Here is a 23,986-nt window from a genome sequence, read left to right as displayed (position 1 = left end):
TACGCCGCGTAACGTGATCGATCCGGTGGTGGAGAAATCGGTGTGGGCGTGGCAGCTGGGCAACGAGGCGTTCGGCGACAGCGCGCCCAACCAAGACCCCGACAACAACGGCACCGCGTTCGTGCTCGATCTGCGGTTTCCTGGGCAGCGCTACGACGGCGCAAGCGGCCTCAACTACAACTACTTCAGAGACTATGAAGCTCGATTGGGGCGTTACTCGCAGAGCGATCCGATCGGATTGAACGGCGGAATAAATACCTACTTGTATGTTGATGGCAGGCCCTTGTCGGTAATCGACAAGCATGGGCTCATGGGTCAAATGGTAGCCCAAGCAGTTTGTGAGTTTGTCACTGGCGTCGGCGGCTACTGGCACAAGAGGAAGGATGATCATTACGCTCAGTGGTCAAGCGAGCGCAGGAATAACGTTGAAAATGAATGCAGGCAGATCTATCTCAGCTGTCAATACAGCACCGTGCCTTCTTGTGTGCCGGATGCGCTAGAGGTTTGCAAAAAAATGAGAGATGCGGTGGAGTGCGAACTGGAAAGAGAGCGCCGAGATCTTGGTCTCGTTGACCCCATTCCGTGGTGGGACATTGTTGGAGGACTCTGCAACCTCGGAATAGTTGGTACAAAACCACCGAAGAGTCCTGCGCCATGAAGTATGTTCTGATTGCCCTGATCTGTGTGTTGTGCGGATGCGCCAATAAAGGGGTTCCTGAGGAATGTGGTCGGCTCTCTGAACTGATCTCTGAGCAAAGTATTGTGATTGAAGACGTAAAGAGTGCGTTTCATAGTGGTGACGCGGAGCTTGTCGAGATGGGTATGCGCATCGGCTCTTTGGAAAAAAAGCAGGCGCCTATCATTGACCGCTGTGCTCGTTATGCGATAAGCGCCGGGCCAAGGTGCAAGGAGTTTCATGAAGCTGGAACTCTGCGCGACGTAAGCACGCTTTTGAGTGCATTGAAGATTGCAGTAGAGAAAGAGCGGCCGCCGAGTCGCGAGTTTGTAGGGGGCATGCTCGATGCGGCAAGCAAGAGAGTCGCCTCGCCAAGTGGGGGTGACTACTGCTTACGTAAGTCGCAGCAGTGATATCGACGTCCACGGTATGAGAACAAAGAACCCCGCGATCGCTCGCGGGGTCCTTCGTTTCTGGCGCTCACGACTGTGCTGTCGAGCCACCATCAGCCGGCTTGCGGCGCCTCAACCGCCGCAACTCTCCCGCAACGACAACGCCTTGGCGATGTCGCGCCAATCGAACGCGCCCACGCCCATGTCGTCGTGCACGGCGTAGAACGCGCCGGCGGGGAAGCGCTTGCTCGCGGCCTGTTGCAGCCAGACGCCGTCGGTGTTGCCCACGGTCTCGCCCGAAAACGCGCCCAGATGGGAGAGGGTCTGGCGGTCGAAGACGTGGAACAGGCTGCGGTCCTTGAACTGGTCGGTGGCGAGCCAGTAGCCGCTGCCGTCCGGGCAGGTCCACAGGGCGATGCCCTCGGCCTGCGCCTTGAACAGGCCCAGGCCGAGGGTGCGCCCGCGGTACTGGCCGGCGAGGTCGTACTCGCGCACGGCGGTGCCGGTCTTGAGGTATTCCTCGGCGATCAGCAGGCGGTCGTGGGTGGCGTCGCCCCACAGGGATTCGGGTACGCGAATGGCGCCGGCTTCGCTGGTGTCGCCGAACGCGCCGAGGTAGCGCGCTTGGAAAGCACCGCCGGTGCCGACCTGGTAGCGCTTGTAGCGCGCGTTCAATTCGGCCAGCGGCGGCGGGATCTCGTCGCCGTTGGCGTCTTCGCCGGCCATGTAGGCGTCGCTGACCAGCACTTCGACGCCGCCGTCGCCGCTGTCGCGCACCCACAGGCCGTAGGGCTGCTTGAGTTCGTCGCTGCCGAAGCTGCCCAGCGATTCCAGGCCGGGCAACTGCAGCACCTGCACGCGGTGGTTGTCGCGCTCGACCACGTAGACGCGATCGCCGTGGATGGCGATGCCGTTGGGGCGCAGGAACTGGCCGGGCTGGGTGCCGGGACCGCCATAGCGGCGCAGCTCGGCGCCGCTGTCGCCGTCGTAGACCATCAGGCGGCTGGTCTTCTTCGAGGTCGCCAGCAGCAGCACGCGGCCGTCGGGCGCGATCCACGAGGCGGGCGAGTCCACGTTCTCTTCCGGCGTGCGCGCGGTGAGGAAGGCTTCGCGTATTACCTGATGCGGAACGTTCGCGGTCGCGAGCATGGGCTCGGCGCCGGTCTCGTCGGGCTCGCGCGCGACGCGGTCGGTGGCGCAGGCGGACAACAGCAACGCACTGAACAAGGGCACGGTGACTAGCGGCGCGATACGCGGGCGCATGAGGGTCTCGTTGGGATTGGAGCGGAGCGACGGTCCGCGGCGCGCGGAGCATAGCCCGCGCAGATGACAGCTTGCCGACATCGGCCCGGCCGGCGCGAATGCGTGCGGTGTCATCGTCCCGCCATGCAGCTGCCGTACATAGTCGCGCTTCCCCGAAGCGGACACCCGCAATGACCAAGACCCTCCTGGCCATCGGCCTGTCGCGCGCGCTGGCCGGCACCGCCCTGTGCGCCGTCGCCGGCGTCGCGCTCGCGCAGACGGCCGGCACCACGGCCGCTGCCGCCGCCGCCGATGCGCGCGATCTCGACACCGTGGTGGTGCAGGGCGAAATCGTCTACCGCAATCGCACCGAAGCCGTCGCGCCGACGCTGTCTTACGACCTGGAGTACTTCCAGCGCTTCGAACCGCTGACCGTGGGCGACATGCTCAAGCGCGTGCCCAGCGTGACCTTCGTGTCCGACGTGCTCGAGTACGACGGCGCGCGCCTGCGCGGCCTGGACTCGGCTTACACCCAGATCCTGATCAACGGCAAGAAGGTGCCGGGCGCGGGCGACGACCGTTCGTTCTTCGTCGACCGCATCCCGGCCGAGCTGGTCGAGCGCATCGAGATCATCCGCAGCCCCAGCGCCAACCGCTCCGGCGATGCGGTCGCGGGCGCGCTCAACATCGTGCTGCGCGACGCCTACGAGTTCGACGGCGGCTATCTGCGCGCGGGCGCGCTGCGTTTCGACGACAGCGAGGTCAAGGGCACCGCCGGTGCGGTGATCGGCGGCCAGGTCGGCGAGGGCCGCCTGCTCGGCGGTTTCAATGTGCAGGGCCGCTACAACCCCAAGCTCAAGCGCAGCGACCGCTTCGAACGGCCCGGTGGCGACTTCACCGACGCCGAGAACCAGACCGACACCCGCGACGGCACCGACTACTCGGCCAATCTGTCCTACACCCGCGACATCGGCAGCGGCCGCCTGTCGCTGAGCGGCCTGTACGTGCGCACCGACCGCACCGAGAGCGAACACTCGCTGGAGTACAACGACGCGCGCCTCAACGACCGCGCGCACCTGCTGTCGGACAACGACCAGGTCGTGGACATCGACCAGAACAATCTGGCGCTGTCGGGCAGCTACCGCTTCGACATGCTGGGCGGCCGCACCACCCTGGACCTGGGCTATTCCCGCTTCGAGGACGAGCGCACCGACACCGAAGAGGAAAGCGGCTACGACGACGACGACGACAGCCCGCCCTCGTTCGACGAACGCGAAGGCACGCGCATCCTGACCGACCAAGTCGACAGCGAGCGCACCGCGTCGCTGTCGCACCAGCGCGACCTCAGCGGCGGCGTGCGCCTGGAGTTCGGCGTCGACACCACCGCCAAGGATCGCGAGACCACGCTGCGCACCAGCGAGGTCGACAGCGACGACGAGGGCGCGCCGTTGCCACCCTATGCCGATTTCGAGCGCAGCCGCAGCGCCATCGAGGAGCGCCGGGTCGATCCCTATCTGATGGTCTCCGGCAAGGGCGGCGCCTTCGACTGGGAGGCCGGCCTGCGCTACGAGACCACCGATGTGGAGGTGCGCAACGACGAGGAACGCGCCTCCAACGACTACGCGACCCTGTTGCCGTCTGCGCATCTGCGCTGGAACGTGAGCGAGAACGATCGCGTCACCCTGTCGCTGGCGCGCACGGTGCGCCGTCCCAACTTCAACTACATCCTGCCGCTGACCCTGGAAGAGGAATACGGCGACAACGACTTCGTCGGCAATCCGCAGCTGGATCCGGAGACCGCCTGGGGCCTGGACCTGGGCTTCGAGCGCCGCCTGGGCCGCCACGGCATCGTCGGCGTCAATCTGTTCTATCGCGACGTCAAGGACCTGATCGAGATCAGCAACACCGGTCAGGCCAGCGCGACCGCGCGCGACGATTACGAGGACGAGCTGGAGGAGTTCCTGGACGATCACCCGGGCGCGACCCCGGCCACCCCGGGCTATCCGCAGTTCGATCCCGACAGCTTCGTCTACACCGCTTCCAACGTCGGCGACGGCTACGTCTACGGCATCGAGTTCGACATCTCCACGCCGCTGACCGTGCTGGGCCTGCCCAACACCGGCGTGTTCGCCAACTATTCCTGGCTGGACAGCTCGGTCGAGGACGACTTGGGCGAGCGCCGCTTCAACAACCAGTCGCGCTACGTCTACAACCTCGGCTTCATCCACGACATCGCCGACTACGGCGTGGCTTTCGGCGCCAGCTACCGCCGCCAGGGCGACGTGCGCTCGCGCGTGCTGGCCGAGGAGGTCACGACCCGCTACGGCGCCGATCTGGAGGTGTTCGTGGAGAAGCGCTTCGGCGACAACTTCTCGCTGCGCCTGACCGGCTCGAACCTGCTGGACGCCAAGAAGCAGGAGTACTTCAACAAGTTCGACACCCTGGCCGACCAGCTCGACCGCGACTACGACGAGTACGAACGCGAGAGCGAGCAGGCCGGGCCGGTGTACCAGCTGATCGCGCGTTACCGCTTCTGAGCGAGGCGTCTGCAAGGGGGCCGGGCGCGGCGGTGCGAACACCGCCGCGCCCGGAGTTTTGAGGCGTGCGCACGGGTGCCGCTTGGCCGGCAAGAACGCGCCGTAGGATGCGGTGAGCGCAGCGAACCGCATCGCCGGACCCACGGGCTCCGGCGTGTTCGCCGACCGCGGCGTCATTGCGATATCCGACCCGAGGTGGCGCGCGGTGCGGTTCGCTGCGCTCACCGCACCCTACGGCATCACCCTACGGCATCGATCGGCGTTGGGTCCGGCGCCAAGTCCAGCGCGTAACGGCGCTTGAGCGACTCTTGCGCGCCGCTGCGGAGATAGAAGCGCGCGGCATCCAGGTTCCACTCCGGTGTCTGCCATTGCAACCGGCCGTAGCCCCTGGCGCGCGCGAACGCGATCGCGGTGCGCAGCAGCGCCGCGCCGATGCCGCGGCCGCGGTGCTGCTCGCGCAGGTACAGGCAATCCAGATGCAGGTATTCGCGCGCGGCCCAGGTCGAGACTTCGGCGCTGGCGCTGGCATATCCCAGCGCGTCGCCGGCCTCTTCGGCGATCCAGGCCTGCAGGCGCGGCCGCTGCCCGAACAGCAGGGCGGACAGTCGCGCCCTGCGGTCGCCGTCGATCGTCAGGGATTCGGCGCGTTCGTAGCGCGCATGCTCGTCGCACAGCGCCAGCAGCGCATCCAGGTCGGCCGGCATCGCGGTGCGGATCGTGCAGCCGCCGCTCATCGTGGGCCCCGGGCGAAGCGACTCACGCCGCCGCGGCGCCGTCCTCGCGCGCGAGCGCGAAGCCCTCGTCCAGCCAGCCGCTGATGCCGCCGGCCATCAGCTTGACCGGCCGCCCCAGCTGCGCCAGCTTCACCGCCGCGCGGGCGGCGCCGTTGCAATGCGGGCCGGCGCAATAGACGACGAACAGCGTCGCCGGCGGGTAGGCGTCCATGCGCGAGCCGACGATCTTGCCGTGCGGGATGTTGACCGCGCCCGGCACGTGGCCCTGCGCGTACATCTGCGGACTGCGCGCGTCGATCAGGACGAAGCCGGGGTCGCCGGCGGCGAGTGCGGCGTGGGTGTCCCAGCAATCGGTTTCATAGGCGAACTGGCTTTCGAAATGGCGCAGCGCCAGTTCGGGCGGCGCGGCGGTGACGGCGGTGACGGCGTTGCGCATCGGCGTTTCCTGGTGAGGGGCGCGGCCATTGTTGGCGCCGCGCGGGGCGCGCACAATTGGCAGAAATGCCATTGAGCGATCGAAAAATGCCAAGTCGCCGTCCAAGCCGGGGGCGCCCGAACCCGCTGGTCGCCGCACTGGTCTACGACGGCCTGTGCAGCTTCGAATTCGCCTGCGCGGCCGAGGTGTTCGGGCTGCCGCGGCCGGAGCTGGGGCCGGACTGGTACCGCTTCGAGACCTGCGCGGCCGAGCGCCGGTCCTTGAAGACGCATTACGGTCTGCGCATCACCGCCGACGCCGGCCTGGAGCGCTTGAGCGAGGCCGGCATCGTGATCGTGCCGGGCTGGAAGGGCATCGACGTGCCGGTGCCGGCCGCGACGATCGCGGCGCTGCGCGCGGCCCACGCGCGTGGCGCCAGCCTGGTGTCGATCTGTTCGGGCGCGTTCGTGCTGGCCGCGACCGGCCTGCTCGACGGCAAGCGCGCGACCACCCACTGGCGCTACGCCGATGCGCTGCGCGCGCGCTATCCCGGGATCGAAGTCGACCCCGACGTGCTGTATGTCGACGAGGGCCGCGTCCTGACCTCGGCCGGCAGCGCGGCGGGGCTGGACCTGTGCCTGCATCTGGTGCGGCGCGAGCGCGGGCCCGAGATCGCCAACCAGGTCGCGCGCCGGCTGGTGATACCGCCGCACCGCGACGGCGGCCAGGCCCAGTTCGTCGAGCGCCCGGTGCAGGCGCGCGAGCGCGGCGGCTTGTCGGCGGTAATCGACACCATGCGCCGCCGCTTGCAGCACGAGCAACCGGTCGCGGAGCTCGCGCGCCTGGCGGCGATGAGCGAACGCAGTTTCATGCGCCGCTTCAAGCAAGCCACCGGCAGCACGCCCGCGCATTGGCTGGCGCGCGCGCGCGTGGATCGCGCGCGCGAACTGCTGGAGAGCGGCGAGCAGCCGATCGAGCGCATCGCCGCGCAGTGCGGCTTCGGCAGCGCGATCGCTCTGCGCCGCCAATTCCGCCTCAAGCTCGGGATCAGCCCGACCGCTTATCGGGCACGCTTCGCCCGCGGCGGCTGAACGGACGATCCGGTGGCCGTCCGCGCCGGCATCCGCCGTTGATACTCGGACGACGTCGACGCGAACGGACGCGCGCGGTAGTACGACCAGCCAAGGAAGCGGCCCCGCGAGGGCCGGGGCGGAACCGGACCCGCCATGGCATCGCCAGCGCGCATCCATCTTTCGAGTCGGCGCCGCGCACGGTTCGCGGACGCAGCGCGTCGCGCCTACCGCGTTCGACCCACGCAATCGGTCCAAGGAGGACCCCATGAAACCGAGCATCCGCCCTTCCGCTGTCGCCGCGCCGCGCGCGGTGCCCTGCGCTCTGGCGCTGGCCCTGCTGCTGGCCGCGCCCGCGTACGCGATCGGCCCCGAGGCGCCGGTCGATTTCGTCGACCACTACGTGCGCGACGGCTTCGTCGCGATGGTGATCGAACCCGAACGCCTGGCTTCGCTGGACGTGAGCCGAGCGATCTACAGCGACGGCACGCCGCTGTCGCGCGAACCCGATCCGGTGCCGTGGCGCAAGCTGCGCATGTTCGAGTACAGCGCGCCGTTCACCGGGCCCAACGACTTCCAGTACCGCGATCCGCGCGACAAGGCGCCGCCGCGGCGCGCGGCCGAGGCAGAGCGGCAGTACCCCAGCATCGAACGCGCGGCGCCGCGCGCCGAGCTGCCCCTGGCCGACGCGTCCGCCGCCGCGCGCAGCGCGTCCAGGGACGAACGGCCCAAGCGCGTCGGCGTGCTGATTCCGCTGGCGGGCGACAAGGCCGTGGGGCTCAAGGACGGCGCCTATGCCGAGAAGATCCTGGCGCGTGCGCATCCGGCCAACGAGGATCCGAAGAGCAAGCCCCTGCAGATGGTGTACTGGGCCCACTTCGTGGTTCGCGACGGCAAGCCGGCCTACGTCAGCCAGGCCGAGTACTCGCGCATCGTCGATCCGCCCCACGACGGGCTCGATGCGCTGGGCGAAAAGCTGCAGTGGAACGAAGGACGCGGCGCGGCGGCGAAGGTGCCGGTGAGCAAGACCAAGCTAGGCCGCGCGATTCCGCTGGGACGTGCGGGCGGGTTGCCGCCCGAGCGCGAGGACGCGCGCCGCAAGGACCAGGACGCCGGCCGGACCGCCGACGAATCCCGCGAACGCTAGGAGGGACCCACCATGAACATCCGCATCATCCAAATCGCCGCCGCGGCGGCCCTGCTGCTGGCCGCGCAAATCGCGGCCGCGGCCGAACGCAACGTCTGCTTCCGCCTGCAGTTGCGCGACGAGCGCGTGCAGTGCGCCGACACCTCCGAGGCCGGCGCGCGCCGCGGCTGCAACTCCGGCGGCTACGTCGACATGGTCGGCCACCAGATCGAAGTCTGGGACAAGGACTGGGAAGGCGACGACGAATACATCGGCACCTGGTACATCGGCGGCGGCGGCAGCCAGTGCGTGGCCTTCGAATGGGAAAACTCCGACTACGACAAAGGCGAGGACAACCCCGACCTGTACCTGCGCTACATCAACCGGGTCAACCGCACCGGCTACAGCCACTACGTCGAAGTGCGCGGCGTGAACACCGACAACAGCGCGGCCAGCGTCACCTCGTGGCGCAACGGCCAGTCCGGCGACCCGGAACGCTACGTGTCGATGAACTGCAAGGCCAATACCACCTGCAGCGTGTTCGGCTCCGGCACCCTGGTGCCGACCAACGACATCGCCTCCGACCGCGGCTTGCGGATCATGGCCCTGGACTCGGCCCAGCACACCCTGCAGGCCCTGGGCGAGATCATGGACACCAACGTGCGGCTGCAATACCCGGGCCAGTCCGACTGCCCGACCAGCTGCGCGCCGGATCGCGACCTGATCAAGATCACCCGCACCCGTGGCGCCAACGGTTCCAACGTGACCCACGAGCTCGGCCACGTGATCCAGATGCAGGAGTTCGATCAGGACTGGCTGCGCGACGACTGCAGCCGCGGCGGCAACGGGCACAGTCTGGATTCGCTGGAGCACGAGTCCTGCGCGACCACCGAGGGCTGGGGCAACTACGTCGCCCTGGTGAGCTGGTACGACCCGAACAACAGCGCGTCGGTGCCGTTCGGCTGGGGCCGCAATTTCGAGACCGCGACCCTGGGCTTCACCGCCTGCTCGGACAACGCCCACAACGAGATCCAGGTCGGCAAGGCCTTCTGGGACCTGGACGATTGGAACAACGAGGGCGGCAGCGGCGCGGCCAACGGCGACGACGACCGCCTGGCCTATGCCAGCACCGATATCGTCACCGGCTGGCGCCAGTTCGACGACGGCAGCGGCAATCGCGAGGACGGCGAAGACGGCGCCGACGGGGTCAACGTCCGCGATTACTGGGGCAACAACAGCGGCCGCTTCACCGCCGCCGGCGCCTTCGAGACCCTGGTCGAGCACAACTGCCTGCAGGCGCAGGTCGACGATTGAGTCGCATCGCGCGCACCGGTCCCGCGGGCCGGTGCGCGCGCCACTAGTTGTCGCGGCGCATGCGCAACAAGGCGACGACCAGGATCACCACCAGGGCGAGGCAACCGACCAGGCCCAGGATGATGATCCAGTGCCACAGGCTGAATCCTCCCATTCCCCTCCTCCTGCCGCATCCGTTCCATCGATGCGCAGGGTAACGGAAGGGGTTGTTGCGAAAGTGTGTGCGCCGCTGGCGCGGGTGGCGACGACAGGGGGTGCGCTGTGGAGACTCACGGCCCTGTGGCACGGAATTTCCTCACTCCTCCGAATGAGGGTCGGTGAGGCTCATCGCGAACGGTTCCCCGAGCGTCGCCACCGCTTTTACCTCTCCCTTTGAAAAGGGGGAGTGAGAGGAGTTGCTTTTCGCACCGCCAGACCGCCACCCACGCGCCGGCGCGCCCACCACGAACAGTCCTTGCCGCATCTGCAGCGGCAGCCGCGCCAAACCCTCAGCCGCGATGCTCCAAAGCCAGATATTCCGCCGACTGCATCTCGATCAGACGCGAGGCCGTGCGCTCGAACGCGCCGCCGAGTTTGTGGCCGAGGTAGAGCCCGGTCGGCGGCGCGGCGGCCGTGCAGACCAGGTTGACGTGGCGGTCGTAGAGCTCGTCGATCAGGGTGACGAAGCGGCGCGCGGGGTCGTCGTTGCGGCCGTCGAACAGCGGGATGCCGCCCAGCAGCACGGTGTGGTGCTCGGTGGCGATCTCGATGTAGTCGCTGGCCGCGCGCGGGCCTTCGCACAGCGCGGCGAAGTCGAACCAGGCGTGGCCTTCGGCGAGGCCGCGCACGGGAATGTCGCGGCCGTCGATGCGCAGCGGCCCTTGCTGCTTGGGGCAGGCCATCGACAGCTCCTTCCAGCGCGCGCCCAGCCAGGCGTCGGACTGAGCGTCCAAGGGCGTGCGGTAGACCGGCGAACGGGTCAGCGCGCGCAGGCGGTAGTCGTGCGCGCTGTCCAGCAGCAGCACTTCGCAGTGCTGTTGGATCTGGGCGATCGCGGGCTTGAAGCGGTCGCGTTGCAGGCCTTCGGCGTAGAGATTGGGCGGCGCGGTGTTGGAGGTGGTCACCAGCGCCACGCCTTCGGCGAACAGGCGCTCGAGCAGGCGGCCCAGCAGCATCGCGTCGCCGATGTCGATCACGAAGAACTCGTCCAGCACCAGCACGCGCAGTTCGCGCCGCCACTGGCGCGCGATCTTGGCCAATGGATCGCTCTCGCCCGCATGCGCGCGCAACTGCGCATGCACTTCGCGCATGAAGCGGTGGAAGTGGATGCGGCGCTTGCCGCCGCCCTGCGCGGCAGTGGCATCGGCGTGGCCCGGGTCCGCGACGTCCTGCAAGGGCAGGCCGTCGAAGAACAGGTCGATCAGGAAGGTCTTGCCGCGGCCGACGCCGCCCCACAGGTACAGACCTTTCGGCGTCGTCGGTTTCTTGCCCAACAGGCCGTCGAACAAGCCGCGCTTGGGCGGCTCGCTGAGGATCCTGTGCAGGCGGTCGAGTTCGCCCAGCGCCGGATGCTGGGCGGGGTCGTCGTTCCAGTCGCCGCGCGCGACACCGGCGGCATAGGCGGCGGACGGCAGCGCCGCCGCGGTGGGTTCACTCATGCGGATGCGAAGGCAGGTAGGGCTTGATGCCGTTCTTGATCGCGCCGCGCAGGTCGATCAGGCGGCGGTGGAAGAAATGGCTGGTGTCGGGCATGCGTACCAGCTCGGGCGGCTGCTTGAGGCTGTCGATCCAGGCATAGACCGCCTGCGGGTCGACGATCTCGTCGGCCTCGCCCTGGATCACCAGCCAGGGGCAGTCGGGCGCGACGATGCCGGCGAAGTCCCAGCGCCCGGCCGGCGGCGCGATCGAGATCAGCATGCCGGGCTTGAGTTCGTCGGCCCGCTTCAGCGAGACGTAGGCGCCGAAGCTGAAGCCGGCCAGCCACAGGTGGGCGTCCGGGCGGGTCGCGCGCACCCAGGCGGCGACCGCGCGCAGGTCGTCGGCTTCGCCACGGCCCTGGTCGAACTCGCCCTGGGACTGGCCGACGCCGCGGAAGTTGAAGCGCACCGTGGCCGCGCCGCATTCGCGCAGGGCGCGCGCGGTCATGGTCACGACCTTGTTGTGCATGGTCCCGCCCTCGGTCGGCAGCGGATGGCAGACGATCGCGACCAAGGGCCGCGGGTGGTCCTCGGCGGCTTCGACGATGGCTTCGAGCGTGCCGGCCGGGCCGGTCAGGCTCAGCGCGGTGGAGGCGTCGCCGGGGAAGGCGGGAGTGGTCATGCGCGCATCATACCGAGCCGCCGTTAGCGGGCCCTCAGCGGCCCGGGATCAGGCGGAACGCCAGCAGCAGCGGGTCGTGGTCGGAGCTGCGCCAGGGGCCGCCGGCGCCGCCGCGATAGCCGGCCGACAGCGGTTCGTCGGCGTTGCTGTGCCATTCCACCGCACCGCGCAGGCGCGCGGCCAGGCTGGGGCTGAGCAGGGCGTGGTCGAGGCGGCCGAGTTCGCCGCGGTAGACATAGCTGTAGGGGCGCGCGACCTTGGCCACGGCGAAGGCGTCGCGCCAGCCCGCGTCCTTCAGGGTGCGCACCGGCTCTTCCTCGGCGTAGGCATTCAGATCGCCGAGGATGACCGCAAGATCGCTGCCGGAATGCGTGGGGTCGGTCTTCAGCCAGGCGTCCAGGCGGCGCGCCGACTCGGTCCGCAGCGCGTTCCAGCAAGCGGCGCCGTCGCCGGTGTCGCGGTCCGCGCCCTGGGCCTGTGGGCCGCAGCCCTTGGACTTGAAGTGGTTGGCCGCGACGGTGAACGCCGGGCCGGCCGGTCGGCCGCGGCGCAGCGCCACGAAGGCCTGGGCCAGCGGCACCCGGCTGCCGTTGTCGAAGGGGCCGCCTTGCAGGGTGACGGCGCCGCCGCGCGGGGCGACGCGGTCGCCGCGATAGATCATGCCGACCCGGATCTGGTCGCTGCCGGGGCCGCGCAGGTCGGCCGCGCAGGGCAGGGCGCAGGTGGCGACGTAGCGCCAGTCGCCGCCGTCGCGGCGCAGGCGCTCGACCAGCTGGGCCAGGGTCGAGTCCGGGCCGTAGCCGTCGTTCTCCAGTTCCATCAGCGCGGCGATGTCGGGCTTCAGGCCCTGGATGGTGGCGACCAGCTTGTCCTGCTGGCGCCGGTACTCGACCGCATCGCGCGCGCCGCGCGCGGTCGGGAAGCCGCCGCCGCGGCCGTCGCCGTTGAACAGGTTTTCCAGATTGAAGGCGGCGATGCGCAGGTCGTCGGCCTCGCCGGCCTTCGGGGCCGGTTCGCGCGCCGCCGCGCGCAGGGTCGGGGTGGCGGTCAGGTGCAGGCGCCAACCGCCGTCGCGTGCGTCGAGCACGCCTTCCACGCCTTCCAGGGCACTGCCGCTGCGCGCCTGCACATAGCCGGGCGGCAGCACGCCGCCGTCCAGCGCGGGCGCGCCGGCGATGCGACCGTCGTCCAGCCACAGGCGGCGGCGGGCGTTGTCGGCGGCGACCGCGCGCGCGGCGTCGCTGCCGGGCGCGGCGCGTTCGCCGGCCTGCCACAGCGGCCCGTCGAAGGCGACCAGGGCGCGGCCGTCTTTCATGATGTCGCCGGTATCGGCCAGGGTCAGAGTGCGGCCGATGCCGATGCGCATGCCTTCGTAGCGCGACCAATCCGCCGGCGGCGCGTCCAGCACCAGGGTCTCGGTGCGGCCAGGGCCGAGCACGCGCGCGGCTTCGGGTTCCAGCGCGGTGAGGCGGCTGCCACGGCCGGTGTCGAGCTCGAGCACGCGCCCGATCACGCGCACGCGGTCGCCCACATGCAGCGAGACGCCGGGCATGGCGCGCACGAACAGCGCGTCGGAGCTGGCCTCGTCGTCGTCGCCGCCGTCCTGCACGAACCAGCCCTCGAAGCCGTCGCCTTCGCCGGTCAGGGCCGCGGTCACCGTGCCCTCGACGACCAGCCGGCGCCCGACCAGGGGGCTGGCCGCGTCGTGGCCCTGCACCTGGCCGATCGGGGTCGACGGCAGGCCGTCGGCGCGCAGCGGATCGCGTTGCAGACTGGCGCAGGCGGCCAGCAGCACGCAGGGCAGCAGCACGCTGGACAGCAGCAGGGCGGCGGAACGGGAACGGAAGGCAGGCATCGCGCGGGCGCCACGGAGAGGTCGCGCATTATCGAACGGATCGAGCGCATTCGTATTGCACGATGCCGGCGCCCGGGCGGGACCCGGAAACGACGACGCCGCCCGAAGGCGGCGTCGTGGCCAGCGCGATGCGGCGGCGCTTACTTCAGGTTGCCCAGCATCCAGTCGACGGTCGCGGCGACCTGCTCGTTGGTCAGGGCCGGGTTGCCGCCCTTGGGCGGCATCACGCCGGACGTGCCGGTGAAGCCTTCGACGGCGTGCTTGTGCAGGGTGTCCTTGCCCTTGGCCAGACGCGGGCCCCAGTGGGCCTGGTCCAGGGTGGGCGCGCCGCCGGCGCCGGACTTGTGGCAGCCCGCGCAGAGACTGTCGTAGATCACCGCGCCGTCCAGGGTGCCGCCGTAGGCGACCTGCGAGGCGGCCTTGGCGGCCGCAGCGGCTTTGGCCGCAGCCTGGGCCGAGGCGCCGGTAGCGCCGGCGTAGACCGCGCCGACCGGAGCGATGCGCGTCTCGGTGCGCTTGACCACGGCCGGGTCGATCTCCGGCGGGATCTGCTGGTGCACGAAGTAGGCGGCGATCATCAGCCCGAGGGTAACCAGCATCAAAAAGCCGATCACCATCGAGAATTTCTTCAGGAATTCGAGGTCGTAATTGCGCACGATCCACCTATTGCGCACACCCGGCGGGGCATGCGGAGCCATCAACAAGAACCGCACCAGGGGTGCGGCCGCGCGCCAGTATAAAGCCGGCTCCCATGCCCGTAGGCATGGGATGGCGCGCCCGGAGGGATTCGAACCCCCGACCAATGGCTTCGGAAGCCACTACTCTATCCGGCTGAGCTACGGGCGCCTGGCTGAGATCCCGGCGCTCCGACCGGTCAAGTCGGGGCCACGCGGGACCGGCATTCTAGCCGCAAACGCATGCGGACGTGGCGCAGCGGCGGCGAACGGCCGCCGTCGCGGCGCGCGTGCCGGGCTTGGTACTCTGGGCGGATGAGTTACGAGCGCTACGAAACCCCCGAATCGGTGCCGCCGCCGGCCTGGAAAATCCGCCTGGGGCTGTACTGGAAGCTGGTCCGCGGCGACCGCCCGATCGGTTGGCTGCTGTTGCTGTGGCCGACCTGGTGGGGCCTGTGGATCGCCGCGCGCGGGGTGCCGCCCTTGTGGACCCTGTTCGTGTTCAGCGCCGGGGTCTGGCTGACCCGCTCGGCCGGCTGCGTGATCAACGACTACGCCGACCGCTGGCTGGACCCGCACGTGGAGCGCACCAAGCACCGGCCGCTGGCGACCGGGCAGGTGCGCGGGCGCGAGGCCCTGGCGGTGTTCGCCGCGCTGATGCTGGCCGCGTTCGCGCTGGTGCTGACGATGAACCGCCTGACCGTGCTGATGAGCGTGATCGGCGTGGTGCTGGCGGCCAGCTATCCCTACCTCAAGCGCTACACCCATCTGCCGCAGGTCTATCTGGGCATGGCCTTCGGCTGGGGCATTCCGATGGCGTTCGCGGCGGTGCGCGGCGAGGTGCCGGCGGTGGCCTGGCTGCTGTACGCGGCCAACATCCTGTGGGCGACCGCCTACGACACCTGGTACGCGATGGTCGATCGCGAGGACGACCTCAAGATGGGCGCCAAGTCGACCGCGATCCTGTTCGGCGAGCTGGACCTGGTCGCGCAGGGCCTGCTGTACGCCCTGTTCCTGGCCGCGCTGGCGCTGGCCGGGCAACGCGCCGGCCTGGGCGTGTGGTACTACGGCGGTCTTGGCCTGGCGACGGCGCTGGTGGTGTACGAATTCGCGATCGCGCGCGGCCGCGATCGCGCGGCCTGCTTCAAGGCCTTCCTGCACAACCACTGGGTGGGCCTGACGGTGTTCGCCGGGCTGGCGCTGGACTACGCCCTGGGCGGCGGCGCGAACGCGATCTGAAGGATCGGACCCGGCGCGGTCTGCGCGCCGCCGTCGTGCCTACAATCGCCGCAGGTCCGCCACCGGAGTGCCGCGATGCCTCGTCTGCCTGTTGCGCTGGTTCTGTCCCTGCTGTGCGTGGCGGCCGCCGCCGCCGAACCCCCCAGCGCCGCCGCGCCCACGCGCGAGCATCTCGCGCCGACCGGTTGGGAGGGCTCCTACCACGACATCCACTACACGCCGGTGCTGCGCATCGGCGACCGCGTGATCGTGTCGGGCATCCCGTCCCGTTCCGGCCCCGACGAGGAGGCCAATATCCGCTGGGCGTTCCAGCAGCTCGAAGCCCACCTCAAGCGCGCCGGCGCGAGCCTGGAGGACGTGGTCGAGCTCAACAGCTTCCACGTCGCCAAGGACCACGAGGAGTTCCGGCGCGTGGTCGAGCCGGTGCTGAAAGTGCACCGGGAGTTCTTCAAGGACCATTACCCGGCATGGACCGCGGTCGGCACCCCGGCGCTGTTCTCGAAAGGCGCATCGATGGAAATCCGCGCCGAGGCGGTGATCGGCTCCGGCCTCCGCCCGCGCGCCGACATACCGCGGCCGAGCCCGCCGCCGGCGCCCTGATCCCGGGGCGAGGCGAGCGCAACCGGCGCTGTCGGGCGCAGCGCGTGAAGACCAATTCAGGCTTCTTTCCTGGTTTTTTGTGACACTTGTCACGCAACAGGGGGATACATGACTCAACGCCGTTCGCTCCGCGGCCTGACCGCGCTCGCCATCGCCTGCCTCGCCTCGCCCGCCGCCGCGCAGGTGCAACGCAGCTTCATCAACATCGGTTTCGAAGCGCCCGTGCTCGGCAACGGCACCACGGCCTGCTACGCGCTGATCCCCGAAGGCGCGATCCCCGGCTGGACCACGACCCATCCGGTCGGCACCGCCAACGGCAGCTGCGTGCCGGCCGGCTCGGTCGGCACCAGCGGCCGGCTGATGGAGCTGTGGGCCAACAACTTCAACGGCGTGCCCGCGCGCGAAGGCCGCCAATTCGCCGAACTCAACGCCGCCGCGACTTCGCGCATGTACCAGAACGTGTGCATGATCAACGGCGAGCGCATCGACTGGGTGTTCAGCCATCGCGGCCGCGCCAGCGCGAGCGTGCGCGATGTCGCCGAGATGAAGGTCGGCGCCTCCTCGACCGTGATCCGGGTCGGCACCACCACCAACGGCAGCTTCGACACGCCGATCGTCTCTCAGGGCAGCGCGTCCACGCCGGTCGCCGGCGGCAACGGCTGGGTCGATTACCGCGGCAACTTCAACTACGCCGGCGCCACCGGCACCAACAGCCTGGGCTTCGAATCGATCAGCACCGCCGGCGGCGACCTGACCGTCGGCAACTTCCTCGACGCGATCCAGCTGGTGTTGCGCCCCTTCGTCGAATTCGACCAGCCCAGCAGTTCCTCGCCCGAATCCAGCGGCGGCAACTTGCCGGCGCTGCGCATCAACGGCACCGTCCCGGCCGGCGGGCTGAGCGTGCAGGTGCAGATCACCGGCGGCAGCGCGACCCTGGGCGTGGACTACACCACGCCGGGCAACGCCGCGACCTTCAGCGTGACCGTGCCGGCCGGCGCCTACGACGGCGGCGCCGGCAGCACGATCGCCTTGCCGATCGCGATCGCCAACGACGCGCTGGCGGAAGGCAACGAGACCATCGAGTTGCGGATCACGCCGCCGACCGGTTCGCCGCTGCCGTTCCTGCTGAGCTCCGGCACCAGCTGCGGCGCCGCGGCGCAGAGCACGCGCAGCTACACCATCACCGACGACGACGCCAGCCTGTCGATCACCAAGAACGCCGCCGCGCCGGTGCTGGTGGCCGGCAGCGCCGACCTGTCCGACATCCGCTACACGGTGGCGGTCAACAACCCCAGCCTGGTCACCGCCGCCTACAGCCTTACCGACACGCCCGGGCTGGATCCGGACACCAGCGTGGTATCGGCCAGCTACCGCCTCAACGGCGGCGCCGCAACGGCGCTGACCGGCGGCGGTCCGTGGCTGCTGCAGGGGCAATGGCGCAACCTCAATGCCGGCCAGACCGATACCTACACCATCGACCTGCGGGTGCGCGTCAACCGCGGCGGCAGCACCGGCAACGACGCCTGCGCCGCGCCCAGCGCCGCCGGCAGCGGCCTGCACAACGCCGCGCGCGCGGTGCTGCGCGGCGCGGTCGGCAACACCAACTTCGACGCCAGCGCCTGCCGCCCGACGCCGACGCCGGTCTGGGTCAGCCTGAGCAAGCAGTTGCAGGGCCGCGTCGGCGCCAGCGACCAGGCCACGATGCGGATCTATTCGGGCGGGGTGCTGGCGGCCAGCGCCGCCACCAGCGGCGGTACCGTGCCCGCCAGCGCGAGCACCGGCGTGGTGATCCTGCCGGCCGGCAGCACCATGCAGTTCGAGGAAGCGATCAAGACCACGCCCGCGGGTCCGGACCAGGCGCCCAGCGCGTATCGGGTGTCGCTGAGCTGCGGCAACACGCTTGCCGGATCGTCCACCGTGCTGCCGTCGGGCGGCGGCAGCAATGCCGGCAACCGCCAGCAGTGGGCCGAGTTCTCGCCCAGCGCCGGCGACGACCTGAGCTGCACCATCACCAATGCGCTGCGCCAGGCGGACCTGAGCATCAGCAAGAGCGACGGCGCGGCGACCTACACCCCGGGCGGCACCGCCAGCTACACGCTGACCGTGGTCAACAACGGCCCGGATGCGGCCAATGCGGCGCAGATCAACGACAGCCTGCCGACCGGCGTGACCCTGAGCGGCCCGTGGTCGTGCATCGCCAGCGGCGGCAGCTGTCCGTCGACGGGCGGCAACGCCGGCGACAGCGCGGTGAGCCTGAGCGTGAGCCTCAACAACGGCGGCAGCGCGACGATCACGGTGCCGGTGCGGTTCGCGGCCAACAGCAGCGGATATTGACCCCAACGCCGATCGAAGCGTGGATCGCGCGATGCGGCGCCGCTTGTATTCCCCCTTTGAAAAAGGGGGATTGAGGGGGATTTTCCTTTTGAGGCGGTACAGCCCGCCACCCCGCTTCGACAACCTCACCCCGAACGACGCTGCCTGTCTTCCCCCTTTGAAAAGGGGGGTCGAGGGAGATTTGCTTTATTGAGGCGACACAGCCCCGCCGCCCCTGCTTCGACAGGTTCGCCAGGACCGGTTACTGGAGCGGTCGCCGACTCCGAAGCGCGTCGATGCACTCCTCGAGCTCTCAATGAAAACCCGCCCGAACGGACCCGCTTCGGCCGACGCAACAATTTCCCGATCTCCGTCGCAAACCACGCCCCCGCTGCGACTAAAGTGCTAGCGGCGGCCGCCCTGCGGCCGCGCAGAATCCTCGTGCCCACCGCCGCCGGAAGCTTTGCCGATGACCCCGACCGCCGCCGTGCCCACCCCCGCCACCGACGGCGCGCTCGCGCGTTTCGCCTTGCGCAGCGCGGCCTGGGCCGAGCGCTGGTTCCCCGACGCCTATGTATTCGCGGCGCTGGCGGTGATCGTGGTCGCGGTCGCCGCGTTGGGTTTCGGCGCCACGCCCAAGGCCACCGCCAGCGCGTTCGGCGAGGGCTACTGGAGCCTGATTCCCTTCACCATGCAGATGGCCTTCGTGGTGATCGGCGGCTATGTGGTGGCGACCGCGCCGGCCGTGGCGCGCCTGATCGATGCGCTGGCGCGTGTGCCACGCAGCGGACGCGGCGCGATCTGCTACGTCGGTTTGCTGAGCATGCTGACCTCGCTGCTGAGCTGGGGCTTCTCGCTGGTGTTCGGCGGCCTGCTGGTGCGCGTGCTGGCGCGGCGCGAGGATCTGGACATGGACTACCGCGCCGCCGGCGCCGCCGCCTATCTGGGCCTGGGAGCGGTCTGGGCGATGGGGCTGAGCTCTTCGGCCGCGCAGCTGCAGGCCAACCCGGCCAGCATGCCGCCGGCGCTGCTGGCGATCACCGGCGTGATTCCGTTTTCCCAGACCATTTTCCTGTGGCAGTCGATCGCCCTGACCGCGGCCCTGATCGGCGTATCGCTGCTGGTGTGCTACGTGACCGCGCCGCGCGGCGCCTCGGTGCGGCGCGCCAGCGAGTTCGGCGCCGACCAGCGCCTGGCCACGCCGGCGCTGCCGCCGCGCACGCGTCCGGGCGAGTGGCTGGAGTACAGCCCGCTGATCACGATCGCGCTGTCGGCGCTGGGCCTGGGCTGGCTGGTCTACGAATTCGCGAGCAAACCGGCGGTGAGCGCGATCGCCAGCCTCAACACCTACAATTTCCTGTTCCTGACCCTGGGCCTGTTGCTGCATTGGCGCCCGCGCAGCTTCCTCGACGCGGTCGCGCGCGCGGTGCCCAGCACCACCGGCGTGCTGATCCAGTTCCCGCTCTACGGCGGCATCGCCGCGCTGCTGACCTCAGCGCCGGGCCACGGCGGCGAGACGCTCGCGCACCATCTGTCCAGCGTGTTCGTGCGCATCGCCAGCGCCGACACGTTCGCGCTGGTGATGGGTGCCTACTCGGCGGTGCTGGGCTTCTTCGTGCCGTCCGGCGGCGGCAAATGGATCATCGAGGCGCCCTACGTGATGCAGGCGGCGATCGATCTGAAGGTGCATCTGGGCTGGGCGGTGCAGATCTACAACGCGGCCGAAGCGCTGCCCAATCTGATAAATCCATTCTGGATGCTGCCGCTGCTGGGCGTACTGGGACTGAAGGCGCGCGACATCGTCGGCTTCACCTTCGTGCAACTGCTGGTGCACATCCCCTTGGTGCTGGGCCTGCTGTGGGTGCTGGGCACGACCTTGAGCTATCAGGCGCCGGTGATGCCCTAGGGCGCGCACCAGCAGATCGATCGCCGCCGCGCCGAATGCGCGGACGCGCGCCGGCAGCAGGCTCACGGCACCCGCGCGCATACCCAGGCCTCCACCCGCGCCACGCCCGCGCGCCGCAGCGCGGCGGCGGCCGCGTGCAGGGTCGCACCGGTGGTCATCACGTCGTCGACCAGCAGCACCCGCGCCGGAGGCGCGGCGCGGAACTCGGCGGCGAAGGCGCCGCGCAGATTGCGCCGGCGCGCCAGCGCGCCCAGGCTGGACTGCGGCGGGGTGTCGCGCCGGCGTTGCAAGGCGCCCTCCAGCAGGGGCAGGCCCAGGGCCCGCGCCAAGGGCCGCGCCAGTTCACGGGCCTGGTCGTAGCCGCGTTCGCGCAGGCGGGCGCGCGCCAGCGGCACCGCGACCAGGGCGGCCGGGGCCGGGCGCCCTGGGTCTTCCAGCATCAGGGCCGCGAGCAGGCGGCCGGCGGCGAGATCGTCGTGGAACTTGAGCCGGGGCAGCAGCCGGTCCAGGGGCGCGCCGTAGACGAAGGTGGCCCGGGCCGCGTCCAGTACCGGCGGGCGCTTCATGCAACGTCCGCAGGCCGGGGCCGGGACCGGCAGGGGCAGCGCGCAGCGCGGGCAGGCGCAGCGGTTCCAGGGCAGGGCGCGGGCGCAGTCCCGGCACAGGTCGCGGCCGCCGGCGCCGCGCTCGCCGCAGACCAGGCAGCGCGCCGGCCATAGCGCGCGGCCGAGCCGGGCCCAGCGGCCGTCAACCGCTGCGGGGTGGGTTTGGTTGACAGCGTCGTCCATGCTTTCCAGACTGCCGCCTCTGCCCCGTGTCGTCTGCCGGAAAACCTCCATGTCCGTCGTCAGTAAAGTCCCCGTCGCCGAGTCGGCCGTTTCGCCCCCGCGAAGCCTGCGCCACGATTGGTCGCGCACCGAAGTGCGCGCCCTGTTCGACCTGCCGTTCCCGGAGCTGCTGCACCGCGCCGCCAGCGCCCACCGCGAGAATTTCGACGCCACCGAGGTCCAGGTCAGCACCCTGCTGTCGGTCAAGACCGGCGGCTGCCCGGAGGACTGCAGCTACTGCCCGCAGGCCGCGCGCTACCACACCGGCGTCGACGCGACCAAGCTGATGAGCACCGAGGCGGTGCTGGAAAAGGCCAGGCAGGCCAAGGCCGCCGGCGCTTCGCGCTTCTGCATGGGCGCGGCCTGGCGCTCGCCCAAGGACCGCGACATCCCGAAGGTCGCGGCCATGATCCGCGAGGTGAAGGCGCTGGGCCTGGAGACCTGCGCCACCCTGGGCATGCTTTCGGGCGACCAGGCCCAGGCCCTGAAGTCGGCCGGCCTGGACTACTACAACCACAACCTCGACACCGCGCCCGAGTTCTACAACGAGATCGTCCACACCCGCGAGTTCCAGGACCGCTTGGACACCCTGGCGCACGTGCGCGACGTGGGCATGAAGACCTGCTGCGGCGGCATCGTCGGCATGGGCGAGTCGCGCAGCCAGCGCGCCGGCCTGCTGCAGACCCTGGCCAACCTGCCCGCGCACCCGGATTCGGTGCCGATCAACCGCCTGGTCCAGGTCGAGGGCACCCCCCTGGCCGGCACCGCCGAGCTGGATCCGTTCGAGTTCGTGCGCACCGTCGCGGTCGCCCGCCTGCTGATGCCGCGCTCGATGGTGCGCCTGTCGGCCGGCCGCGAGAGCATGTCCGACGAGCTCCAGGCCCTGTGCTTCCTGGCGGGCGCCAATTCGATCTTCTATGGTGAGAAACTGTTGACCACGGGCAACCCGGACACCGAGCGCGATATGGCGCTGTTCGAGCGCCTGGGCCTGCGGCCGATGCAAATCGTGGAGGACCATGCCGATAATGGCGGGGCCACCGTACACGCCGACATCGTCGAAACCGATGCGGCGCCCACCCACTCCTGCGCAGCCTGACCATCATGCACCGAGCGCAATGGCCCGAACGCATCGCCGCCGCGCGCGAACAGCGCGAGGCGACTTCGCGCACCCGCGTCATGCGCACGGTCACCCACCGCGACGGCGCGCGCTGCGAAGTCGACGGCCGCAAGCTGCTCAACTTCTGCGGTAACGACTACCTCGGGCTGTCGCAGCATTTCGCCGTGGTCGGCGCGCTGCAGGACGCGGCCTCGCGCGAGGGCGCCGGCGGCGTCGCCTCGCACCTGGTCTGCGGCCACCACGCCATCCACGAAGCGCTGGAGCGCGAGATCGCCGATTGGCTGGGCTCGCCGCGCGCGCTGCTGTTCGGCAGCGGCTTCATGGCCAACCTGGCGGCGGTGCAGGGCCTGCTGGGCGAGGACGACGTCTGCGTGCAGGACCGGCTCAACCACGCCAGCCTGATCGATGCCGCGCGCCTGGCCGGCTGCCGCCTGCGCCGTTATCCGCACGCCGACGCCGAAGGCGCGATCCGCCAGCTGCGCAGCGTGCCCGAAGGCATGGCCATGCTGGCCAGCGACGGCGTCTTCAGCATGGACGGCGACATCGCGCCGCTGCGCGATCTGGCGTTGATCGCGCGCGCGCAGAAAGCGCTGCTGTACATCGACGACGCCCACGGCGTGGGCGTGCTCGGCCCCGACGGCCGCGGCTCGGTCGCATCGATGAAGCTGTCGGTGCGCGAAGTGCCGCTGCAGCTGGCGACCTTCGGCAAGGCGCTGGGCAGCTACGGCGCCGCGCTGCACGGCGACGCCGACCTGATCGGCCACCTCGCCGAAACCGCGCGCAGCCATGTCTACACCACCGCGCTGCCGCCGGCCCAGGCCGCGGCGACGCTGGCCGCGGTCAAGCTGGCGCGTCACGAACACTGGCGGCGCGAGAAGCTGGGCGAGCTGGTCCAGCGCTTCCGCGACGGTGCCCGCAAGCTGGGCCTGGAGCTGCAGCCGTCGAGCACGCCGATCCAACCGGTGATCTGCGGCGACGACGCGCGCGCGATCGCGATGGCGCGTTCGCTGGAGGAAAGCGGCTACTGGGTGGCGGCGATCCGTCCGCCGACCGTGGCCGAAGGCCGCGCCCGGCTGCGGGTGACGCTGTCGGCGCTGCATACGCCGGCCGACGTCGACGGCCTGATCGAAGCCTTCGCGCGCGCCGCCGAGCGCGCCGGCCTGAGCCGCGCCCCGGCGGTCGCCGCCGCCGAGCTGCGCGCCACGCCCGCACCATGACCGCGGCGTCCGTCGCCGCGCGCCCGGTCGCCCAGCGCGATCTGGCGCAGATGCTCGCCAGCCTTCAAGTCGCGCAACGCGCGGGCGAATACGTGTTCGTCGCCAGCGCGCAGCACGATCCGGCCTTGGCCGCGCTGGCCCACGCCAGCGTGCGCGAGGACGAAGGCGCCAGCTACGTGCTCGCGCGCGCCGACGCCGACGCGCGCGGCCTGGGCTACGACTTCGTCGCCGCCTGGCTGAGCCTGAGCGTGCATTCGGCGCTGGACGCGGTCGGCCTGACCGCCGCGGTGGCGGCCGCACTGAGCGAACGCGGCATCGCCTGCAACATGCTCGCCGGCCTGCATCACGATCATCTGCTGGTGCCGGTCGAACGCGCCGCCGACGCGGTCGCGGCCCTGGCCGCGCTGCGGCGACCGGCCGACGCGCACTGAGGG

General features: G+C 70.1%; 21 protein-coding genes and 1 tRNA gene. 13 read left to right on the top strand and 9 right to left on the bottom strand.

The annotated features are described in order from the left end of the window. The coding region (locus V1318_RS18355) for an RHS repeat-associated core domain-containing protein (protein ID WP_332941195.1) at positions 1-658 on the top strand (658 nt) is incomplete at its 5' end. Next, on the top strand, positions 655-1,089 hold the full coding sequence (locus V1318_RS18350) for a hypothetical protein (RefSeq protein ID WP_332941194.1): 435 nt from the start codon (positions 655-657) through the stop codon (positions 1,087-1,089). The genes V1318_RS18355 and V1318_RS18350, both read left to right, overlap by 4 nt. A 111-nt stretch (positions 1,090-1,200) precedes the next feature. On the opposite strand, the gene V1318_RS18345 is transcribed toward V1318_RS18350, so the two are convergent. After that, entirely contained in the window at positions 1,201-2,331 is a 1,131-nt protein-coding gene (locus V1318_RS18345; protein WP_332941193.1) for a phytase, read from the bottom strand. A 170-nt stretch (positions 2,332-2,501) separates the two neighbouring features. On the opposite strand from V1318_RS18345, the gene V1318_RS18340 reads away from it, so the two are divergent. Then, entirely contained in the window at positions 2,502-4,847 is a 2,346-nt protein-coding gene (locus V1318_RS18340; RefSeq protein WP_332941191.1) for a TonB-dependent receptor, read from the top strand. Between the two features lie 239 nt (positions 4,848-5,086). Here V1318_RS18340 and V1318_RS18335 read toward each other — a convergent pair whose 3' ends face one another. After that, the gene (locus V1318_RS18335) at positions 5,087-5,581 is read right to left on the bottom strand and encodes a GNAT family N-acetyltransferase (RefSeq protein WP_332941190.1); all 495 of its coding nucleotides are present in this window, start codon (positions 5,579-5,581) and stop codon (positions 5,087-5,089) included. 22 nt (positions 5,582-5,603) lie between these two features. Continuing rightward, a complete protein-coding gene (locus tag V1318_RS18330; RefSeq protein ID WP_332941189.1) occupies positions 5,604-6,017 on the bottom strand; it encodes a rhodanese-like domain-containing protein in 414 nt (137 codons plus the stop codon). Positions 6,018-6,103: 86 nt separating this feature from the next. Between V1318_RS18330 and ftrA the strand changes: the two genes are divergently transcribed. The 3 genes from ftrA (at position 6,104) to V1318_RS18315 (ending at position 9,506) form a co-directional block, all read left to right on the top strand. After that, the gene (gene ftrA / locus V1318_RS18325) at positions 6,104-7,087 is read left to right on the top strand and encodes a transcriptional regulator FtrA (protein ID WP_332941188.1); all 984 of its coding nucleotides are present in this window, start codon (positions 6,104-6,106) and stop codon (positions 7,085-7,087) included. A gap of 247 nt (positions 7,088-7,334) precedes the next feature. Further along, complete coding sequence (locus V1318_RS18320) at positions 7,335-8,213, top strand: hypothetical protein (RefSeq protein WP_332941187.1); 879 nt, start codon at positions 7,335-7,337, stop codon at positions 8,211-8,213. Positions 8,214-8,225: 12 nt separating this feature from the next. Continuing rightward, positions 8,226-9,506, top strand: a complete 1,281-nt coding sequence (locus V1318_RS18315) for a hypothetical protein (RefSeq protein WP_332941186.1) — start codon at positions 8,226-8,228, stop codon at positions 9,504-9,506. A 488-nt stretch (positions 9,507-9,994) separates the two neighbouring features. Here V1318_RS18315 and zapE read toward each other — a convergent pair whose 3' ends face one another. The 5 genes from zapE to V1318_RS18290 all read right to left on the bottom strand — a co-directional run bounded on the left by zapE (position 9,995) and on the right by V1318_RS18290 (position 14,505). Further along, positions 9,995-11,143 carry a cell division protein ZapE gene (gene zapE, locus V1318_RS18310; protein ID WP_332941185.1) on the bottom strand — a complete coding sequence of 383 codons (1,149 nt, stop codon included), beginning with the start codon at positions 11,141-11,143 and terminating at the stop codon, positions 9,995-9,997. Then, positions 11,136-11,804: an alpha/beta hydrolase gene (locus V1318_RS18305; protein WP_332941183.1), complete on the bottom strand. Its 669-nt coding sequence runs from the start codon at positions 11,802-11,804 to the stop codon at positions 11,136-11,138. Before V1318_RS18305 ends, zapE begins: the two co-directional genes overlap by 8 nt. 34 nt (positions 11,805-11,838) lie before the next feature. Further along, the gene (locus V1318_RS18300) at positions 11,839-13,659 is read right to left on the bottom strand and encodes an ExeM/NucH family extracellular endonuclease (RefSeq protein WP_332941182.1); all 1,821 of its coding nucleotides are present in this window, start codon (positions 13,657-13,659) and stop codon (positions 11,839-11,841) included. 140 nt (positions 13,660-13,799) lie between these two features. After that, positions 13,800-14,315, bottom strand: a complete 516-nt coding sequence (locus tag V1318_RS18295) for a c-type cytochrome (RefSeq protein WP_332941181.1) — start codon at positions 14,313-14,315, stop codon at positions 13,800-13,802. 113 nt (positions 14,316-14,428) lie between these two features. Beyond that, a tRNA-Arg gene (locus V1318_RS18290) sits at positions 14,429-14,505 on the bottom strand. Between the two features lie 143 nt (positions 14,506-14,648). Here V1318_RS18290 and ubiA point away from each other — a divergent pair. The 4 genes from ubiA to V1318_RS18270 all read left to right on the top strand — a co-directional run bounded on the left by ubiA (position 14,649) and on the right by V1318_RS18270 (position 20,391). Next, positions 14,649-15,572, top strand: a complete 924-nt coding sequence (gene ubiA, locus V1318_RS18285; protein WP_332941179.1) for a 4-hydroxybenzoate octaprenyltransferase — start codon at positions 14,649-14,651, stop codon at positions 15,570-15,572. A 75-nt stretch (positions 15,573-15,647) separates the two neighbouring features. Further along, the gene (locus V1318_RS18280) at positions 15,648-16,172 is read left to right on the top strand and encodes a Rid family hydrolase (RefSeq protein WP_332941178.1); all 525 of its coding nucleotides are present in this window, start codon (positions 15,648-15,650) and stop codon (positions 16,170-16,172) included. A 108-nt stretch (positions 16,173-16,280) separates the two neighbouring features. Further along, positions 16,281-18,506 carry a DUF11 domain-containing protein gene (locus V1318_RS18275; RefSeq protein WP_332941176.1) on the top strand — a complete coding sequence of 742 codons (2,226 nt, stop codon included), beginning with the start codon at positions 16,281-16,283 and terminating at the stop codon, positions 18,504-18,506. 448 nt (positions 18,507-18,954) lie between these two features. Continuing rightward, positions 18,955-20,391, top strand: coding sequence for a TIGR00366 family protein (locus tag V1318_RS18270; RefSeq protein WP_332941174.1), 1,437 nt, complete (start codon positions 18,955-18,957; stop codon positions 20,389-20,391). Positions 20,392-20,453: 62 nt separating this feature from the next. Here V1318_RS18270 and V1318_RS18265 read toward each other — a convergent pair whose 3' ends face one another. Next, complete coding sequence (locus V1318_RS18265) at positions 20,454-21,179, bottom strand: ComF family protein (protein WP_332941173.1); 726 nt, start codon at positions 21,177-21,179, stop codon at positions 20,454-20,456. Between the two features lie 49 nt (positions 21,180-21,228). On the opposite strand from V1318_RS18265, the gene bioB reads away from it, so the two are divergent. Genes bioB through V1318_RS18250 form a run of 3 tightly spaced genes read left to right on the top strand, consistent with a single transcriptional unit; the run spans position 21,229 to position 23,983 of the window. Continuing rightward, entirely contained in the window at positions 21,229-22,314 is a 1,086-nt protein-coding gene (bioB, locus tag V1318_RS18260) for a biotin synthase BioB (RefSeq protein WP_332941171.1), read from the top strand. Between the two features lie 5 nt (positions 22,315-22,319). Then, entirely contained in the window at positions 22,320-23,552 is a 1,233-nt protein-coding gene (bioF, locus tag V1318_RS18255) for an 8-amino-7-oxononanoate synthase (RefSeq protein ID WP_332941170.1), read from the top strand. Next, complete coding sequence (locus V1318_RS18250; RefSeq protein WP_332941169.1) at positions 23,549-23,983, top strand: ACT domain-containing protein; 435 nt, start codon at positions 23,549-23,551, stop codon at positions 23,981-23,983. Before bioF ends, V1318_RS18250 begins: the two co-directional genes overlap by 4 nt. Positions 23,984-23,986 lie beyond the last annotated feature (3 nt).

The sequence above is a fragment of the Lysobacter sp. CCNWLW3 genome (assembly GCF_036697405.1).
GTDB lineage: Bacteria > Pseudomonadota > Gammaproteobacteria > Xanthomonadales > Xanthomonadaceae > Lysobacter.
This window is presented reverse-complemented; position numbering and strand designations above follow the sequence as displayed.

Excerpts from the sequence above, each read along its gene's own strand:
- V1318_RS18320 (WP_332941187.1), top strand. The coding sequence starts at position 7,335 with ATGAAACCGAGCATCCGCCCTTCCGCTGTCGCCGCGCCGCGCGCGGTG.
- V1318_RS18335 (WP_332941190.1), bottom strand. The coding sequence starts at position 5,581 with ATGAGCGGCGGCTGCACGATCCGCACCGCGATGCCGGCCGACCTGGAT.
- V1318_RS18315 (WP_332941186.1), top strand. The coding sequence starts at position 8,226 with ATGAACATCCGCATCATCCAAATCGCCGCCGCGGCGGCCCTGCTGCTG.
- V1318_RS18340 (WP_332941191.1), top strand. The coding sequence starts at position 2,502 with ATGACCAAGACCCTCCTGGCCATCGGCCTGTCGCGCGCGCTGGCCGGC.
- V1318_RS18250 (WP_332941169.1), top strand. The coding sequence starts at position 23,549 with ATGACCGCGGCGTCCGTCGCCGCGCGCCCGGTCGCCCAGCGCGATCTG.
- ubiA (WP_332941179.1), top strand. The coding sequence starts at position 14,649 with ATGAGTTACGAGCGCTACGAAACCCCCGAATCGGTGCCGCCGCCGGCC.
- V1318_RS18305 (WP_332941183.1), bottom strand. The coding sequence starts at position 11,804 with ATGACCACTCCCGCCTTCCCCGGCGACGCCTCCACCGCGCTGAGCCTG.
- ftrA (WP_332941188.1), top strand. The coding sequence starts at position 6,104 with ATGCCAAGTCGCCGTCCAAGCCGGGGGCGCCCGAACCCGCTGGTCGCC.
- V1318_RS18280 (WP_332941178.1), top strand. The coding sequence starts at position 15,648 with ATGCCTCGTCTGCCTGTTGCGCTGGTTCTGTCCCTGCTGTGCGTGGCG.
- V1318_RS18270 (WP_332941174.1), top strand. The coding sequence starts at position 18,955 with ATGACCCCGACCGCCGCCGTGCCCACCCCCGCCACCGACGGCGCGCTC.
- V1318_RS18330 (WP_332941189.1), bottom strand. The coding sequence starts at position 6,017 with ATGCGCAACGCCGTCACCGCCGTCACCGCCGCGCCGCCCGAACTGGCG.
- bioF (WP_332941170.1), top strand. The coding sequence starts at position 22,320 with ATGCACCGAGCGCAATGGCCCGAACGCATCGCCGCCGCGCGCGAACAG.
- V1318_RS18300 (WP_332941182.1), bottom strand. The coding sequence starts at position 13,659 with ATGCCTGCCTTCCGTTCCCGTTCCGCCGCCCTGCTGCTGTCCAGCGTG.
- V1318_RS18265 (WP_332941173.1), bottom strand. The coding sequence starts at position 21,179 with ATGGACGACGCTGTCAACCAAACCCACCCCGCAGCGGTTGACGGCCGC.
- zapE (WP_332941185.1), bottom strand. The coding sequence starts at position 11,143 with ATGAGTGAACCCACCGCGGCGGCGCTGCCGTCCGCCGCCTATGCCGCC.
- V1318_RS18275 (WP_332941176.1), top strand. The coding sequence starts at position 16,281 with ATGACTCAACGCCGTTCGCTCCGCGGCCTGACCGCGCTCGCCATCGCC.
- V1318_RS18345 (WP_332941193.1), bottom strand. The coding sequence starts at position 2,331 with ATGCGCCCGCGTATCGCGCCGCTAGTCACCGTGCCCTTGTTCAGTGCG.
- bioB (WP_332941171.1), top strand. The coding sequence starts at position 21,229 with ATGTCCGTCGTCAGTAAAGTCCCCGTCGCCGAGTCGGCCGTTTCGCCC.
- V1318_RS18350 (WP_332941194.1), top strand. The coding sequence starts at position 655 with ATGAAGTATGTTCTGATTGCCCTGATCTGTGTGTTGTGCGGATGCGCC.